Source organism: Psychrobacillus sp. BL-248-WT-3 (assembly GCF_012843435.1).
Taxonomy (GTDB): domain Bacteria; phylum Bacillota; class Bacilli; order Bacillales_A; family Planococcaceae; genus Psychrobacillus.
Genome location: NZ_JABAFC010000012.1, coordinates 66,431 through 83,046 on the forward strand (window position 1 = coordinate 66,431; position 16,616 = coordinate 83,046).

Genomic DNA, 16,616 nt, shown 5'->3' on the forward strand with positions numbered 1-16,616 from the left:
TAGGGAAGTGTTTGCTTTGTTAAACTTTCTTTCATTAGGCTTTTTGTATTTATACTTTCCAGAAGATAAAACAGAGTATATACCAGTAGTCTTAGAATTTATCATGGTATTTATCCTTTGTGTATTATTATTCCGATGGTTTAAAAAGAAATCTGCAAAAGATGCAGCAAAAGCGAAGGAAATCGAAGATCGTGTATTACAGGCAAGAAAAGAAGAAGCGGAGAAAAACGTGCATTCTGAGTAACGTCTTATTATAGCGAGTGAGTGGGCGATTAATCGTTTACTTACTCGCTATTTTTATAATCCCACGAAAATTTACGACAATCGAGCCATAGATTACTGTAATCCCTCTGAGGCGAGCTCGTCCTAAAAGAGATTTACGACAATGGGTCAGTAGTTTACAACAATCAAGCAATTCTTTACGACAATCAAGCCGAAATTTACGACAATCCCTTATCGTCTCACCGATCCTAGAAAAATTTACGACAATGGGTCAACAGTTTGCAACAATCAGGCAATACTTTACGACAATCAGCCCAAGATTTACTACAATCCCACGGTTGCTGACTTATATTCTAGAAAGATTTACGACAATGAGTCAGTAGTTTACGACAATCGAGCAATACTTTACTACAATCAACCCAAAATTTACGACAATTCCTTTTCGTCTCACCAATCCAAGATAGATTTACGACAATGGGTCAGTAGTTTACGACAATCGACTTAAAAGTTACTACAATCCTATATGAGTTTACGACAATCAAACTCTAAGAGCTTTAAAAAGTCTATACCATATAAAAAGAGCCCCTATGATCGTAAAAGTACTCACATAGGAACTCATATAGAATCGTTTAATATTTTCGTTCACAGCTCCCATTTATATATTGGGGAAGCTATCGTATTTTCTCACTGAATCTCTGCTAGTTATTATACAAAATCACTCTTTTGGATGAATGAGTACCAGTATTTTGCCGTTTTCTACATCAGAAGAGTAGCGTTCCGCTTCATCATCTGTCACTCCAATTTCCATGAGTGCATGCTTTAATCCGCCAGCAGAAGAGTTAGCTCCAACTACTGCTCCTCCTATAGTTGTCATAATTGGCCCTGCAGCCAACACAGCACCGAACCCAGGTATCAATACAGTCGATAGCCCTACTAGTACGCCAGCTAAACCAATGGCACCTCCTGTTACAGCACCTGCAATAGCTCCATCCTTAGTAGAAGGTTTTACTTCTTGTGTCACTTCAGAATCCCTTTTTGAATTTCTAGCAATAACTGAAATTTCCTCAGTAGTATATCCTTTCTCTTTTAAACCTTCAACTACTTCTTTCACTTGCTGCTCACTTTCATATACTCCAATAACATTATTTTTCATAAATAATTACCTCCTGTTATGTCGCATCTATTCTCTTTACCCTTTCTATTGTTTTTCAAGACATATTTATTAGTTGGTAATAAGTGGAGCATTACGTAACGGTCATTTCGATTCTCTAGGTTTAGTTACTTATGTCATATAAAAAAAGCTGATTATGACGTTAATCACAATCAGCTTGTACAAAGGTTCTTCAATGGAACTTTGATTTTCTCATTTATTTCGATAATGCTAGTTTGAATCTAGCCACTCCGTCTTCGACTGTTGCTCGTGGACACGCCACGTTCATACGAAGGAAGCCATCTCCGCCTTCTCCATACTTCGTGCCAGGCTCTAAAGCGAGTCTCCCTTTTGTTAATAAAAGGTCCATCATATCTTTCTCGTTCAAGCCAGTTCCTCGATAATCAATCCACATTAAATAGGTGCCCTCAGGCATAGAAACCTTCACACCTTCAATTGCGGATAAATGTTCCACTACGTATTTCATGTTGCCTTCTACAACTTCTAAAAGACCTTCTAGCCATTGTTCTCCGTGTTCGTACGCAGCCTGCATAGCTGTAAGTGAGAACACGTTCAATCCCATCTCACCACGTCTAGTTGCACCATTCTCTAAAACTTTTCGTAATTTTTCATTTGGTACAATCGTTGCTGCACCTTGAATACCAGCAAGATTGAACGTTTTAGTTGGAGCAAAGAAAGTGATAATATTATCTGTTTCCTCAGCTGCTACGAGAAGAGGTACATGCTTATTTGGCTTAAAAACAAGGTCTGAATGTATTTCATCTGAAAGGATCAATACATCATGCTGCTTGCACAAGGCTGCCATTTTAGTTAAATCCTCTCTACCCCAAACCTTCCCGCCAGGATTATGAGGATTACAAAGAATAAATATCTTGATGTCTTGCTTTAAGCATTCCTCAAAGGCTGTCCAATCTATTTCGAAAGAATTACCGTTTTCTATAAGGCGACAGGTAACGACTTCTCGCTCTAAATTATTTGGTATTCCTTTAAACGGTGGATAGATTGGTGTATGGACGAGTATTTTATCTCCTTTATGGGAAAATGCATCAACTGCCTCAGCCATTCCAGGTATTACACCATGACGAAGAAGAATCCATTCATTCTGTATTTCTAGTTGGTGTTTAGTAGATACCCAGGTAGATAATGCATCTTTTACTGCTTCTGGTGCGATAGAATAACCAAAAACTGGATGTTCCAAACGCTTATGTATAGCTTCCTGTATAACTGGCGCAAGGCCGAAATCCATGTCTGCTACCCACATTGGTAGTACATCTGTGTCATCCTCAATTGCATATACCTGTTTTAACATATCCCATTTTGCGGAAAAAGTGTTACGACGATTGAAAATAGTTGAAAAATCTGACAAAGTAAATTCCCCTTTCAATTTTAACTTATTGTGTTATTATAACCCTAACTAATAAAAGTAGTAAGGTGAAAAAATAATGGATACAATACAGATGAATAGAAAAGCAGTTTGGATACTACAGGAATGGGATCCTTTCCAATTTGGTATCGATGCATACGAAACGGAGATTGCTGATGTAGTTACTGCTCTTCACGATATCGATCACCCATCAGAGCTTGCTAGAAAAATACAAGAAATCTATGAACATTCCTTTGAACAGTGGATTCCACTTGAAAAGTGTGTCGAAATTTCTTATAAGCTTATTGCAATAAAATATGAAATGAAATGCATTATTTAACGAGCTATTACACTCTTTCAAATATAGGTTAACAAAAGAAAAAGCTTTCGATTCATTGAATCGAAAGCTTTTTTCTAATACCATTCTTATACTTCTTGAAGGCCATCCATCAAATTGGAGGCAGGAACTTCTAAAGCATTAGATAGCTTTAATATAGTTTGTGTTGATGGGACTTCACTACCTGATTCGTACGCTTCCAATTTTCCAGCGCCGATTCTTGTTTTTAAGGAAAGTGTTTCTAAAGAAATATTGCGTTCTTCTCTTAGTTGTCGCAATTGCTCATGTAATTCTTTTTTCATGACTCCATCCACCTCTTTAAAAATTCTTCACATCTTACATCATATTATAGCATAATTTTTTTGAGAACTAGTTTCAAACAATTGTCAGAAAAAGTACAATTTTTGATTACTTAATAATACGTCTATTTTAAAACATTCCAAACGCCTTGTACAAATACGATTAAGATGGCAATTGGAGCTGCATATCTTACAATGATTCTCCATGCATTTAATAAAAAGCCTTTGGAGTCAAGTTCATTCGAAATATCTGCTTTGGTAAAGTTGTAACCGGCAAAAATGGAGATGAAAAGTGCTCCTAAAGGTAAACCAACGCTACTAGTAAAGAAGTCCGCAAAATCAAATATAGATAAGTCTAAGATTTTGATATCCTGTAGTACACCAAAAGAAAGCGCACTAGGAATTCCAACTAGGAAAATTAAGAAACCAAAAATCCAAGCAGCTCGTTTTCTTCGATCGTATTTTGACTTGATGCCGATGGAAACAACGATTTCTAACATGCTGATGGATGATGTTAGAGTAGCAAAAAGTAATAGTATAAAGAATATGATTAAGAAAAACTGTCCAAAAATAATTTGTTCGAATACTGCAGGTAAAATGATGAAAACTAATCCCGGTCCTGCATCTGGAGAGAATCCTAATGCAAACACTGCAGGGAAAATAACTAGACCGGCCATAATCGAAATACCAATATTCAGCACGGAAACACTTAAAGCAGAACTGCCTAGCTTCGTTTCCTTCGGAAGGTAAGATGCGTAAGTAATCATTCCAGAAACACCGACGCTTAATGAAAAGAATGCCTGTCCCAGTGCGAGCAGTGCTGTTTCCCAAGTAAAGTAAGACCAATCGGGAATCAGTAAAAACTTAACACCTTCTATCGCTCCATCCAGAGTTAACGAACGTATAGCTAGTACGACAAAGAAAATGAGTAATAAGGGCATCATCCACTTACTAGCTTTTTCGATTCCACCTTTAATCCCACCTTGAACGATCCAGATAGTTAAAAAGATAAAAGCTCCCTGGCCAATTAATACTTCCCATGGATTTGAGATAACTGTATTAAATAAGTTCTCATAAAAATTATCTGTGCTTCCGTTTAGGCTAAGTGTAATAGAACGGATTATATAAGATAAAATCCAACCGCCGACTACACTGTAAAACGACAGTATGATAAACGAAAAGAAGAAGCCAGACCAGCCAATTAAAAACCATGGCTTTTTAGGAGCCAGTTTTTTAAAACCCGTTACTGCGTCTGCCTGTCCCTTTCTTCCAATGATAAATTCAGCTAGTAAAATTGGTAACCCTATTAGAAGAGTACACAGGATAAAAAGCAAAACAAAGACGCCTCCGCCGTTCGTTCCTGCCATATATGGAAATTTCCATATCGCACCTAAACCAATAGCACTTCCGGCCGCAGCCAATATGAAGCCGATTTTTGACCCGAAACGATCTCGAGTTTTCATATGTATTCCTCCTTCGGTACTTTAACGCTTTAAAGTGATAGTATACTATTTTGCCTCTAAAAAATAAATGGTAACTTATATTAAACGGAAACTCGGTACGATATACAAGCTATTTAAAAATTAAAAGATAAGTGTAACAATTAAAGAGGATCTTACGTTACACCTATAGCAAAAGAGAGAGCGAGGGGGAGCAATGGTTGAGAACGATTTGATCGAACGTGCACAGCAGGGCGATCAACTAGCATATGGGGAGCTCATTCGCTTACATCACCGAACCGTAGAAAAATTTGCTTTTCAATGTGGTGTGCGCGTGCAAGACATCCCTGATGTCACACAGGAAGTGTTTGTAAAGCTTTACCGTTTCCTACACCAATTCCAAAAAGAACGATTTACTACTTGGTTATATAAAATCACATTAAATGCAACGAGAGACTATTATCGTAAGGAAACAAAGGAAGTACAAAAAGAAGCAAAGCTACAAGGCAGTTCACATGAAAGTTACATAATGAAGTCAGCAGAAGAAAAGGTCTTAGTATTTGAAGAAGACCGAGAGCTTCATGAAGCGATACAGCATTTAGATGAAAAATACCGACATCCTATTATCCTTTTCTATTTCCATGATATGTCTTATGGACAAATAGCAGAAGTACTTAATGTCCCCATGTCTACTGTTAAGATTCGGTTGATGAGAGGAAAGGGTCACTTAAAAAATGCTCTACAAATAAGTGGAGGTGAAAACCATGGACGATAAAAAATTGGAAGATCGACTAGCTCTTTTAAAATCATCCTACGATCGGCTTCCTTCAACGATCGATACAGACGATATATTAAAAAAAATAGATAAAGACAAATTAAATGAACCGACTCAGGTTAACCGCAAGAAAATTAATTGGCAAAGAGTTGCAGTGTGGTTAGCTAGTGCTGCAGCAATACTTGTCATCGGAATAATAGGGGCAAGCTTTCAGGAAGAAAACACACCTACTAATGCCAATCAGTTAGCAGATATTGATGGAGAGGGTAACGTTCCATTAGCAGATGCCTCTATAGAATTCATTGAAAGATTAAAAAACAATTACGAAAAAGAACGAGAAAAACGTAGAGAGATGTTACATCTTACGGAAGAAGAATTTTCAAAGTTACCATTTGTTCGAAGTGCGGATTCAACCTATAAACTATATACAACAGAAACTGGCTTATCGTTATTTAATAAAGTCTCTTCCTTATCTAATGAAAATTCACTAAATTTAATATATGATGACTTAATCCGATCTCTCTATCTTCCATCGGAAATGATTCAGGAAATAAAAGATAAGGGCGTAATGTTATCTGAGGAAGAGACTGCTGGTTTTTTTAATGTTTATTCTAGTAGGATCAAAGAATTGAGAACATATTTTGGGGAAAAGGGTCATATTACAGATGAGCAATTGGAAGCGCTGAAGCGGGAAAATCTTTACCCAGGTTCTGCATTAAATTTCCAATATAAAATGAAGGAAGAGCAGTTAGCTGATTTAAAGAATTTATTAGCTCCCTCATTTATCGGATACAATTACATTTTTGAAAAAGAACCTTTTACTTATGCAGGGGAATTGACCTACAGCTTGGAGGACTCGGTAGCTACTTTAATGTATCTTGACGAATTTCTGCCTAGTAGTTCCGATTTATACGCCGATAAGAATTTATTGAAGTTGTACTACACCGAATTATTTTATGCAGTGGTAAAGGGGACTAGTGATAGCCCCGTGTTTGATAAGGGCGTTGTTAAAAAAGAATATCAAGATATTTGGAGCGATATCGTTAATGAATCTAATAGCTCTAATATCATACAGTTTTTATTAAATCCAATCGTGAATGAATTTGAAAGCAATGGTTGGACACAATCAGAAAGCTGGGATGACTTAGATCCTGGAGATATCGATGACGCTCTTCATTTAGAAGGTAATGGTGATTTGGAGCAGTTTGTTGAATAGGAGTGAGAAGTGCATTTAATACGAGCTCTTCAGATCGGTGTATCAGAACAGCTAAAAAGTGCTTTCTAGAATGATAAGGATTTAAATTTCCTTGGACATAGTTGTTAGATGTCCTTTCCATAGCGTTTCCGTGATTTTTGGTCATATACTTTCTGATATGTTATAATTTAACATGACAATATCGTATATAAGAAAGTAGGACGGCATATGACAAAAACATTTAAGGTAGGAGATGTGGTTACTGGTAAAGTGACAGGTATTCAACCATACGGTGCGTTCGTAAGTCTAGATGAACAAACACAAGGTCTAGTACACATATCAGAGATAACATATGGCTATGTTAAGGAAGTAGGAGAATTCTTGACGGTAGGGCAAGAAGTAGAGGTCAAAATTTTAGACATAGATGGGGAAGCAGGTAAAATTAGTCTTTCCATCCGAGAGCTTCAAGAAAAGCCTACTACTCCAAAACGAGATGACAAGCCACGTAAAAGCCTACAGGCACGTGTAGATGAGCATGATGAAGAAGGCTTTAATACACTGAAGGAAAAATTAGCAGGATGGATTCAACAATCCATTCGATAAAAGAAAAAGGTGAAGAAGGGCTAACCCCTTCTTCACCTTTTTAGTATTTTTAAATGTATTCTTTGATTTAAGCATTTTTAATCTTTCGTAATCTGTATTGTAAATTTTGTCTGCTCATTCCTAGCGCTTCAGCTGCTTTCGTAATATTATTATTATATTTTTCTAATGCCTTTTGTAAATAATAGGTTTCAGCCTGTCTAAGGTATTCGTCAAGTGGAAGTAAATCCTTCTCTGCAGAAACAACGAAGTCTTCGGCGTTTTTCATCGTTTCATTTAATCCTTGTATTTTTAACTTGAAATGTAATGGAAGCATATTAAAACTCAGGGTGCTTTCTGTAGTTACCATAGAAGTGATTTCATCTAATAGGAGCTCTAACTCTTTTAGATTGCCTGGCCAGTCGTAACTTTTAAAGACTTTTATGACTTGAGGATCAATCTCCTCTAAAGTCGAGGCATAGCGACTTAAATGACGTTGGAAGTAATCATGTACGAATGGCATTATATCCTCTGGTCGATCACGTAGCGGAGGAATATTGATAGTGATGGAAGTAAAGTAATAGTAAAGCTCTTTTGCCAGCTGGTTATTAGAAATCATTTCAATCGGATCTTCTCCAATACTAGCTATAAATAAGTTTTGGTTAGATCCATTTTCTTTTAATACGTCCATCAACTTTTTTTGTAAATCGATGGATAATAAGTCTATTCTTTCACAAAATATAGTGCAGTTACGGAGGCTTTTAATTTCCTTTTCAAATTTACTAATAATTTGATCGTCCGCACTATAGCAATAAAGTGTTATAAATTGCTCGTTTGGCGGAGAAAGCTCATGGTGAATTCCTTCCGCAATTAAATCCTTACCTGTTCCTGCTTCCCCAATTAATAGGATAGGCATGCGGACATTAGCAGCTTTAATAGAACGCTCTTTTACATTCTTCATAAGTTGGGACTCGGCAGTTATTGTAGAAAGAGTAATGGACTCATTATATCTTTTTAAGGGCTGAAACAATAGTTTTTCTAGAGCGGTAATATCTCTTGAGAACTCGATTGCTCCTATTAATGTACCATCTTCAAAGACAGGATATGTGTCATTTATTGTGGTGATTTCTTGGCCGTTCCTGCTCCAGTAAGTTTGTTTCGCTCTTAGGACGGGCTTTTCACTATGAAGAACTTTTAGCAGTGTGCTTTCGTGCTGTTCGAACTGGAATAGTTCTAAAATGGAACGATCTTCAATGTCCATCGAGTTTAAGCCTTCTATTTCTTTCATTTTTTCATTATATATAATGGTTTTCCCCATTAAATCTATAGCATGAATGCCTACAGCAACCCGCTCTGTAGCAAACTTATAAAATGGAAGCAGCTTACTGAAAATACTATCCAAACCTATCACCTCAAAAAAAATTTTAACATTTTAGTTAATTTTACTTGAAAAACGCAACAATCTTTTGCATTATTATAAGGGAAGAAGTATTAATAGTGCAAATTTTTTTTGCATTAAAACTTAGAGGAGGATTTACATGTTACCATACAAACACGAACCTTTTACTGATTTTTCTAAAGAAGAAAATAAAAAAGCTATTAAAGAAGGATATAAAATTGTTGATGCTTATTTAGGTCAAGACTTTCCATTAATCGTTGGTGGAGAAAGAATTACTACTGAAAGTAAAATCGTATCTTATAATCCAGCTAAAAAAGAACAAGTAATTGGTAAAGTATCAAAAGCTTCTCAAGAAATTGCAGAAAAAGCACTTAAAATCGCTGATGAAACATTTAATACATGGAAAAAAGTGAAACCGGAAGTACGTGCAGATGTATTATTCAAGGCAGCTGCTATCATTCGTCGCCGTAAATTTGAATTCTCTGCTTTATTATCAAGAGAAGCAGGGAAAACTTGGGTTGAAGCAGACGTAGAGGTTGCGGAAGGAATTGACTTTTTAGAATATTACGGTCGTCAAATGTTACGCCTTAAAGACGGTCAGCCGGTAGAAAGCCGTCCAGGCGAATATAACCGTTACGATTATATTCCATTAGGAGTATCTGTTGTTATCTCTCCATGGAACTTCCCATTTGCTATCATGGCAGGAACTACTGTAGCAGCTATGGTTGCTGGTAACACTGTGTTACTAAAACCTGCATCTACAACTCCTGTTGTTGCATATAAATTTGTAGAAGTACTAGAAGAAGCGGGAATGCCAGCTGGCGTTGTTAACTTCATTCCTGGCTCTGGTGCGGAAATTGGTGACTTCTTAGTTGAACATCCACGCACTCGCTTAATCAGCTTCACAGGCTCTCGTGACGTTGGTTTAGGAATCGTAGAAAAATCAGCTAAATTAGCTGAAAAACAAATTTGGATTAAACGTACTATTCTTGAGATGGGCGGTAAAGATACAATTGTCGTAGACAAAGAAGCAGATTTAGAATTAGCTGCTCAATCTATCGTAAGATCTGCGTTTGGATTTAGTGGACAAAAATGTTCAGCTGGTTCACGTGCTGTCATCGTAGAAGATGTGTATGATCAAGTGCTTGCTCGCGTTAAAGAATTGACTGAGGAATTATCGGTTGGTGTTCCAGACGAAGACGAGCATTATGTAGGTCCAGTAATTGATGGCTCGGCTTTCAAGAAAATCATGGGTTATATGCCAGTTGGCAATGAAGAAGGTCGTTTAATCACTGGTGGAGAAGGCGATGATTCTAAAGGATTCTTCATTAAACCAACAGTGTTTGCTGATCTATCTCCAACAGCTCGTATTATGCAAGAAGAAATCTTCGGACCAATTCTTGGTGTTTGTAAAGCAAAAGATTTCGACGAAGCAATTGAAATTGCTAACAATACGGAATACGGCTTAACTGGTGCTGTTATTACAAATAACCGCATGAACTTAGAAAAAGCACGTGAAGATTTCCATGTAGGTAACTTATACTTTAACCGTGGATGTACTGGTGCAATTGTTGGATACCAACCATTTGGTGGATTCAATATGTCAGGTACAGATTCAAAAGCTGGCGGACCAGATTATATTCAACTTCATATGCAAGCTAAAACAACATCTGAAATGCTTTAATATTTTGTACTAAATAATGAATTGGCTGGCAGTTTTATTTTGTCCAGCCTCTTCATTTAATAGGGGGAAAACAAATGTCAGTATCAAGTAAATTGATTGAACAAACAGATAAGTTTGGTGCAAATAACTATAATCCACTTCCAATCGTCATTTCTGAGGCTGAAGGTGTTTGGGTAAAAGATCCAGAGGGTACAAAGTATATGGATATGCTTTCTGCATATTCAGCTGTAAACCAAGGACACCGTCATCCAAAAATCATTCAAGCGTTAAAAGACCAAGCAGATCGTGTTACTTTAACTTCTCGCGCATTCCATAACGACCAGTTGGGTCCATGGTATGAAAAAGTAAGTCAGTTAACGAACAAAGAAATGGTTCTACCGATGAATACTGGAGCTGAAGCTGTGGAAACAGCATTTAAAGCAGCTCGTAGATGGGCTTATGATGTTAAAGGTGTTGCTGAAGATCAAGCTGAGATTATTGCTTGTAACGGTAACTTCCATGGAAGAACGATGGGTGCTGTTTCTTTATCTTCAGACCCAGAATACAAAAGAGGATTTGGCCCAATGCTTCCGGGTATTAACTTAATTCCTTACGGTGATTTGGAAGCGCTTAAGCAAGCAATTACTCCAAATACAGCAGCATTCTTAATCGAACCGATTCAAGGGGAAGCTGGAATCATTATTCCACCAGAAGGATTTATGAAAGCTGCACTTGAATTATGTCGTGAAAATAACGTGTTATTTATTGCTGATGAAATTCAAGCCGGCTTATGTCGTACAGGTAAAATGTTCGCTTGCGAATGGGAAGACATGGAACCGGATATGTATATTTTAGGTAAGGCATTAGGAGGGGGAGTATTCCCAATCTCTTGTATCGTAGCTAACCGTGATGTTCTAGAAGTGTTTAATCCTGGTTCACATGGATCTACTTTTGGTGGGAATCCTATGGCTTGCGCAGTTTCACTTGCAGCACTTGATGTTTTAATAGATGAAAAGCTAGCTGATCGTTCATTAGAGCTAGGAAATTATTTTATGGATGCTCTAAAAGAGATTAAACATCCTTCTATTAAAGAGATTCGTGGTCGTGGTTTATTCATAGGAATGGAATTGACAGAAGCAGCAAGACCGTACTGTGAAGAACTAAAAGAGCTTGGTTTACTATGTAAAGAAACGCATGATACAGTAATCCGTTTTGCTCCACCTTTAGTAATTTCAAAAGAAGAACTTGACTGGGCAATTGAGAAAATTAAAAAAGTATTTACTATTTAATAATTGTATCCCACATCGGAAATGAATTGTGTTACAATTATTTCCGATGAAATCATTATGAATTAAAGAGGCGAAATAATAAATGGCTGAAAATCTAAACCTGTTCACATCAACGCAGGCTGTCATTAAAGAGGCTTTGCAAAAATTAGGCTACGACGAGGCAATGTATGATTTGTTAAAAGAACCACTTCGTATGTTAGAGGTAAGAATCCCAGTAAGAATGGATGATAATACTGTTAAAGTATTTACTGGTTACCGTTCACAGCATAACGATGCGGTTGGACCAACAAAGGGTGGAGTCCGTTTTCACCCAGGCGTAACACCTGAAGAAATGAAAGCACTTTCTATGTGGATGACTTTAAAAGCTGGAATCGTTGATCTTCCATACGGTGGAGGTAAAGGTGGAGTAGCTTGTGATCCACGTGAAATGTCAATGGGAGAAATTGAACGTCTAAGCCGCGGCTATGTACGTGCAATTAGCCAAATTGTTGGACCAACAAAAGATATACCTGCTCCAGACGTTTTTACAAATGCGCAAATTATGGCATGGATGATGGATGAATATAGTCGCATGGACCAATTTAACTCTCCAGGATTTATTACTGGTAAACCTTTAGTTCTTGGTGGCTCTCAAGGTCGTGACCGTGCAACAGCACAAGGTGTTACAATTATTATTAATGAAGCAGCTAAGAAACGCGGCATTGATATGATGGGTGCTAGAGTGGTTATTCAAGGTTTCGGAAACGCAGGAAGCTTCCTTGCTAAGTTCTTGAGCGATCAAGGTGCAAAAGTAATTGGTATTTCTGATGCTTACGGTGCTTTACATGACCCTAATGGCTTAGATATAGATTATTTATTAGATCGTCGTGATAGCTTTGGAACAGTAACAACTTTATTTGAAAACACTATTTCTAACGAAGAGTTATTAGAATTAGATTGTGATATTTTAGTACCAGCTGCTATTGAAAACCAAATTACTTCTGATAACGCTCATAATATTAAAGCGAATATAGTTGTAGAAGCAGCAAATGGTCCAACAACATCTGAGGCTACTAGAATTTTATATGAACGTGGAATTCTACTAGTTCCTGACGTATTAGCTAGTGCCGGTGGAGTTACTGTATCTTACTTTGAGTGGGTACAAAATAACCAAGGTTACTACTGGACAGAGGACGAAGTTAACGATAAGCTAGTGAAAAAAATGGTGGATGCATTTGAAAATATCTACGAAGTAGCTTCTACTCGTAATATAGATATGCGTCTAGCAGCATATATGGTTGGTGTACGTAGAACTGCAGAAGCATCACGCTTCCGTGGTTGGGTATAATCGATAGGTTGAACCGCTTGTATTTTGCAAGCGGTTTTTTATATGATTAGACTGTAAAGAAAGGGGATTAAGAATATGAATGCATTTTCTTTTTATAATCCGGTTAAATTAGTTTTTGGAAAAGGACAATTATCGAAACTTCCAACGGAGCTTTCTGTGTTTGGAAAAAAAGTTCTTGTAGTGTACGGTGGCGGAAGTATTAAAAAAAATGGCTTATACGATGAGGTAATGAGCCATTTAAACGAGGCAGGCATGGAAGTCTTCGAATTAGCTGGAGTTGAGCCTAATCCAAGACTGTCTACTGCAAAACGAGGAGCCGACCTTTGTAAGGCTGAAGGAATTGAAGTGGTACTAGCAGTAGGGGGCGGTTCTGTAATAGACTGTACTAAACTTATTGTAGCTGCGGCTAAGTATGATGGGGATCCATGGGATCTAGTTACTCGTAAAGCAATTCCAAAGGAAGCACTTCCTTTTGGTACAGTTTTAACTTTAGCTGCAACTGGCTCTGAAATGAATTCCGGTTCTGTTATTACAAATGAAGACACGATAGAAAAATACGGTTGGGGAAGTCCATTAGTTTTTCCTAAGTTTTCAATATTAGACCCTGTTAACACGTTTACAGTTCCATTAGATCAAACGGTTTACGGAGTTGTAGATATGATGTCGCATATGTTCGAGCAATATTATAACAATGCAACTAATACCCCTGTTCAAGATGAAATGATAGAGGGGACTCTACGTACTGTTATCGATGTGGTTCCTAAGCTTGTGAACGACTTAGAAAACTACGAGCTAAGAGAAACTATACTGTTTGCAGGAACACTAGGTTTAAACGGATTCTTGCAAATGGGTTATAACGGGGATTGGGCAAGCCATAACATAGAGCACGCTGTATCAGCTGTTTATGATATTCCTCATGCGGGGGGATTGGCAATCATTTTCCCAAGATGGATGCGTCATAACCTACATGTAAATCCTGAACGCTTTGCTAAGCTGGCTGTTAAAGTATTTCAAGTAGATCCTTCAGGAAAAACAACGGAAGAAATAGGGCTAGAAGGAATTGAAAAATTATCAGCTTTCTGGGCTTCATTAGGTGCACCGAAAAATCTGTCAGATTATAATATAGATGATTCTAATATTGATTTAATGGTAGAAAAAGCAATGGTACGTGGCGAGTATGGTAATTTTAATAAGTTAAATGCCGACGATACTAAAGCAATTTTAACAGCTTGCCTCTAACTAATAGAAGAAAGTCGTTTTTAAAGGCTTGATTCACTCATTAAAGTAGAAAGATATATAGAAACAAAAAGACATCCAATCGAATTGGATGTCTTTTTTAATCTCATTTATTTTTATCATTTGTCTTTAAAACAGTTTTAGTATCTTTATGATGCTTCCATGTTCTAACTCCATCATCTTCATCAAAGGAGATAGTAACGTCAGCTACGCCTTGTTGACTTAGGATAAGATTCTTTAGGACATCATGGATATCATCAACTGTTGCAAAGGAAAGTGAGGCATCTACTTCAGCAATTAATGTTACATGTAGATATTCTCCTTCTTTAATAACTTCTAACTGTTGTATGTCTTTCACTTCTTTTACATCTGAAATGACATGTGCTACATGCACTAACATCTGTTCATCGGTTTCTCCAAGAGCTCCTCTTGCATTATCAAGGAAAACTTTACCTACAACATAGAACATCATTAAACCAATTAGGATAGAGGCAATACCCTCAGCTTGTAGAAAACCTGTAAAGTGTGAAATTAATACAGCTACAAATGCAAGGATGCCACCTGAAGTAGCAACTAAATCCTCCATGAACACTAGCTTTGTAGCAGGTTTTGCTCTATTTAAGTGTGTAAAGCTTGTAGTGAGGGGGGCAAGGAAAGTTCCTTTAATACCAACTTCATGTAAAATTTCTTTTCCTGCCTTATATAAGACAACAAACTCTAATATTATTGCAATAGCAAGGACAGATAACGTAATTGCTAGCCCACCGGATGCTACTGGGTGCTGTATATGATGCCATCCTTCTTTTATCGTTTCATACGACAAGATTCCTACTAATATAACTGCTCCCAAGCAAACGAGGTTTACCAATCTACCAAAACCATTTGGGAATTTTGGTGTTGGCGCTTTTTTAGAAAGAGCAGAGCCTATAAAGACGAAAAATTGATTGGCTGCATCTCCGATTGAGTGCATCATCTCTGCGAACATTGCTACGTTCCCTGTTAAGAAAAATGCTCCGCCTTTTAAAGCTGCGATAATTGTATTAACAACTGCTGCGATTAAAGATGGTTTATTACCACCCTTTAGTAAAGTGAAAAATTGTCCCATAGATAGTTGCTCCTTTTTTAAATTGATTCTAATTCCAAAGTTTCCACGAATTCCAATTCTGCAATAGAATGATAAAACTCTACCGTGTTTTTCTTAGTTAGAATAGATAATCGGATATGAATTTCATGTTTTATCTCATCATTCTCTAATTTAATATCTTTTATCCGAATACTATCGATATAAAAGCCACAGTCTTTTAAGTAATAGTACATTTTAGATATGCTTTCTTGTTTTAATACAATAACCTTTAATGATAATTCTCTGGATCGTAAGCGCTTCGGACCGACTTTAGATAGAAGAGGAGGGATTACTTCTATACCTATTAGTACGATAACAACGGTAAGGGCAGCTTCCAGATAAAAACCGGCACCTACGGCTATACCTATTCCGCCGGCTCCCCAAATCATTGCTGCTGTAGTAAGTCCACTTATACTGTCGTTGCCCTTGCGTAGAATGACACCTGCTCCGAGAAAGCCGATACCGCTTACTATTTGTGCGGCCAATCGTAAAGGATCCATAGTTATATTTACTCCATCATGACCATGATGCGCTTTGTAAGCTGACTCTATTGATATGTATGTTAGTAAACAACTAAAGGTTGCAATGACGATGCTTGTTTTTAGGCCAATTGGCTTCTTTTTTAATTCTCTTTCAATCCCTATAACTAAACTTAGGGTTGCCGCAAAACCTAATTTTATTAATATTTCACCATATCCGTTTAGATAGGGAATCCAATCCACCGTGGTGCCTCCTTTCATATAGATAGTTAAGAATATGTGGAAATTTTAATCTTATACTTACATACCCAGTTTTCTAATTAATATCACTTGAAGAAATAATTTAGTTTTGTAAGGAAACGACTTATAAAAAGGTGGGAGGAAGTGTTTATATAGGTTGGAACCCATAAAAAGCAAGGTGATACCCCTAGATAAACTGGTGTATTATGTGCAAACAAAGGATAAGGATCAAATTTTTAAAGAAAAACCTATAAAATTTAATAAAAGGTATTGCTTTTTGTTTTTAATCGTTGTATATTAATACATGTCCTTCAGAACATGTGAGTAACGACTTAAAAGAAATTAAAAAAAGTTGTTGACAACTTAACTGAAGCGAGATATACTAATAAAGTCGTCAAAAACAAAACGACGCAATGAACATTGAAAACTGAACATGCAAAACGTTAAGACATACAGCATCAACAAGCTTCGGCTTGATTG

General features: G+C 37.0%; 16 protein-coding genes. 9 read left to right on the forward strand and 7 right to left on the reverse strand.

Going from position 1 to position 16,616, the window contains the following annotated elements:
* The first annotated feature begins 16 nt into the window (after positions 1-16).
* The gene (locus HF876_RS08690) at positions 17-244 is read left to right on the forward strand and encodes a hypothetical protein (protein ID WP_240949709.1); all 228 of its coding nucleotides are present in this window, start codon (positions 17-19) and stop codon (positions 242-244) included.
* A 693-nt stretch (positions 245-937) separates the two neighbouring features.
* Here HF876_RS08690 and HF876_RS08695 read toward each other — a convergent pair.
* Together HF876_RS08695 and HF876_RS08700 are read right to left on the reverse strand one after the other, a co-directional pair.
* Positions 938-1,375, reverse strand: coding sequence for a general stress protein (locus HF876_RS08695; protein ID WP_169359672.1), 438 nt, complete (start codon positions 1,373-1,375; stop codon positions 938-940).
* Between the two features lie 214 nt (positions 1,376-1,589).
* Positions 1,590-2,759, reverse strand: a complete 1,170-nt coding sequence (locus HF876_RS08700) for a MalY/PatB family protein (RefSeq protein ID WP_169359673.1) — start codon at positions 2,757-2,759, stop codon at positions 1,590-1,592.
* Between the two features lie 76 nt (positions 2,760-2,835).
* Here HF876_RS08700 and HF876_RS08705 point away from each other — a divergent pair, with 76 nt between their 5' ends.
* Complete coding sequence (locus tag HF876_RS08705) at positions 2,836-3,096, forward strand: DUF1871 family protein (RefSeq protein ID WP_169359674.1); 261 nt, start codon at positions 2,836-2,838, stop codon at positions 3,094-3,096.
* 86 nt (positions 3,097-3,182) lie between these two features.
* On the opposite strand, the gene HF876_RS08710 is transcribed toward HF876_RS08705, so the two are convergent.
* Both HF876_RS08710 and HF876_RS08715 read right to left on the reverse strand, forming a co-directional pair.
* The gene (locus tag HF876_RS08710; protein WP_169359675.1) at positions 3,183-3,395 is read right to left on the reverse strand and encodes a helix-turn-helix domain-containing protein; all 213 of its coding nucleotides are present in this window, start codon (positions 3,393-3,395) and stop codon (positions 3,183-3,185) included.
* Positions 3,396-3,517: 122 nt separating this feature from the next.
* Complete coding sequence (locus tag HF876_RS08715) at positions 3,518-4,855, reverse strand: sodium-dependent transporter (RefSeq protein ID WP_169359676.1); 1,338 nt, start codon at positions 4,853-4,855, stop codon at positions 3,518-3,520.
* 193 nt (positions 4,856-5,048) lie between these two features.
* Here HF876_RS08715 and HF876_RS08720 point away from each other — a divergent pair, with 193 nt between their 5' ends.
* The 3 genes from HF876_RS08720 to yugI all read left to right on the forward strand — a co-directional run bounded on the left by HF876_RS08720 (position 5,049) and on the right by yugI (position 7,404).
* On the forward strand, positions 5,049-5,606 hold the full coding sequence (locus HF876_RS08720; protein ID WP_169359677.1) for an RNA polymerase sigma factor: 558 nt from the start codon (positions 5,049-5,051) through the stop codon (positions 5,604-5,606).
* Positions 5,596-6,822 (forward strand): hypothetical protein, encoded by a 1,227-nt coding sequence (locus tag HF876_RS08725; protein ID WP_169359678.1) that lies wholly within the window; start codon positions 5,596-5,598, stop codon positions 6,820-6,822. Before HF876_RS08720 ends, HF876_RS08725 begins: the two co-directional genes overlap by 11 nt.
* 207 nt (positions 6,823-7,029) lie before the next feature.
* Positions 7,030-7,404 (forward strand): S1 domain-containing post-transcriptional regulator GSP13, encoded by a 375-nt coding sequence (yugI, locus tag HF876_RS08730; RefSeq protein WP_169359679.1) that lies wholly within the window; start codon positions 7,030-7,032, stop codon positions 7,402-7,404.
* A 67-nt stretch (positions 7,405-7,471) separates the two neighbouring features.
* Here yugI and HF876_RS08735 read toward each other — a convergent pair whose 3' ends face one another.
* Positions 7,472-8,782: a sigma 54-interacting transcriptional regulator gene (locus tag HF876_RS08735; protein WP_240949710.1), complete on the reverse strand. Its 1,311-nt coding sequence runs from the start codon at positions 8,780-8,782 to the stop codon at positions 7,472-7,474.
* A 136-nt stretch (positions 8,783-8,918) separates the two neighbouring features.
* Between HF876_RS08735 and pruA the strand changes: the two genes are divergently transcribed.
* The 4 genes from pruA to HF876_RS08755 all read left to right on the forward strand — a co-directional run bounded on the left by pruA (position 8,919) and on the right by HF876_RS08755 (position 14,297).
* Positions 8,919-10,463, forward strand: a complete 1,545-nt coding sequence (pruA, locus tag HF876_RS08740; protein ID WP_169359680.1) for an L-glutamate gamma-semialdehyde dehydrogenase — start codon at positions 8,919-8,921, stop codon at positions 10,461-10,463.
* Between the two features lie 74 nt (positions 10,464-10,537).
* Positions 10,538-11,731, forward strand: a complete 1,194-nt coding sequence (locus HF876_RS08745; RefSeq protein ID WP_169359681.1) for an ornithine--oxo-acid transaminase — start codon at positions 10,538-10,540, stop codon at positions 11,729-11,731.
* A gap of 82 nt (positions 11,732-11,813) precedes the next feature.
* On the forward strand, positions 11,814-13,058 hold the full coding sequence (locus HF876_RS08750) for a Glu/Leu/Phe/Val family dehydrogenase (RefSeq protein WP_169359682.1): 1,245 nt from the start codon (positions 11,814-11,816) through the stop codon (positions 13,056-13,058).
* Between the two features lie 75 nt (positions 13,059-13,133).
* On the forward strand, positions 13,134-14,297 hold the full coding sequence (locus HF876_RS08755) for an iron-containing alcohol dehydrogenase (RefSeq protein ID WP_169359683.1): 1,164 nt from the start codon (positions 13,134-13,136) through the stop codon (positions 14,295-14,297).
* A gap of 103 nt (positions 14,298-14,400) precedes the next feature.
* Here the strand turns inward: HF876_RS08755 and HF876_RS08760 are convergent, their stop codons facing one another.
* Positions 14,401-15,399: a cation diffusion facilitator family transporter gene (locus HF876_RS08760; protein WP_169359684.1), complete on the reverse strand. Its 999-nt coding sequence runs from the start codon at positions 15,397-15,399 to the stop codon at positions 14,401-14,403.
* 17 nt (positions 15,400-15,416) lie between these two features.
* Positions 15,417-16,139 (reverse strand): MgtC/SapB family protein, encoded by a 723-nt coding sequence (locus HF876_RS08765; RefSeq protein ID WP_251556591.1) that lies wholly within the window; start codon positions 16,137-16,139, stop codon positions 15,417-15,419.
* Positions 16,140-16,616: the final 477 nt, after the last annotated feature.

Excerpts from the sequence above, each read along its gene's own strand:
- HF876_RS08710 (WP_169359675.1), bottom strand. The coding sequence starts at position 3,395 with ATGAAAAAAGAATTACATGAGCAATTGCGACAACTAAGAGAAGAACGC.
- HF876_RS08725 (WP_169359678.1), top strand. The coding sequence starts at position 5,596 with ATGGACGATAAAAAATTGGAAGATCGACTAGCTCTTTTAAAATCATCC.
- HF876_RS08695 (WP_169359672.1), bottom strand. The coding sequence starts at position 1,375 with ATGAAAAATAATGTTATTGGAGTATATGAAAGTGAGCAGCAAGTGAAA.
- HF876_RS08760 (WP_169359684.1), bottom strand. The coding sequence starts at position 15,399 with ATGGGACAATTTTTCACTTTACTAAAGGGTGGTAATAAACCATCTTTA.
- HF876_RS08750 (WP_169359682.1), top strand. The coding sequence starts at position 11,814 with ATGGCTGAAAATCTAAACCTGTTCACATCAACGCAGGCTGTCATTAAA.
- pruA (WP_169359680.1), top strand. The coding sequence starts at position 8,919 with ATGTTACCATACAAACACGAACCTTTTACTGATTTTTCTAAAGAAGAA.
- HF876_RS08705 (WP_169359674.1), top strand. The coding sequence starts at position 2,836 with ATGGATACAATACAGATGAATAGAAAAGCAGTTTGGATACTACAGGAA.
- HF876_RS08715 (WP_169359676.1), bottom strand. The coding sequence starts at position 4,855 with ATGAAAACTCGAGATCGTTTCGGGTCAAAAATCGGCTTCATATTGGCT.
- yugI (WP_169359679.1), top strand. The coding sequence starts at position 7,030 with ATGACAAAAACATTTAAGGTAGGAGATGTGGTTACTGGTAAAGTGACA.
- HF876_RS08745 (WP_169359681.1), top strand. The coding sequence starts at position 10,538 with ATGTCAGTATCAAGTAAATTGATTGAACAAACAGATAAGTTTGGTGCA.
- HF876_RS08755 (WP_169359683.1), top strand. The coding sequence starts at position 13,134 with ATGAATGCATTTTCTTTTTATAATCCGGTTAAATTAGTTTTTGGAAAA.
- HF876_RS08720 (WP_169359677.1), top strand. The coding sequence starts at position 5,049 with ATGGTTGAGAACGATTTGATCGAACGTGCACAGCAGGGCGATCAACTA.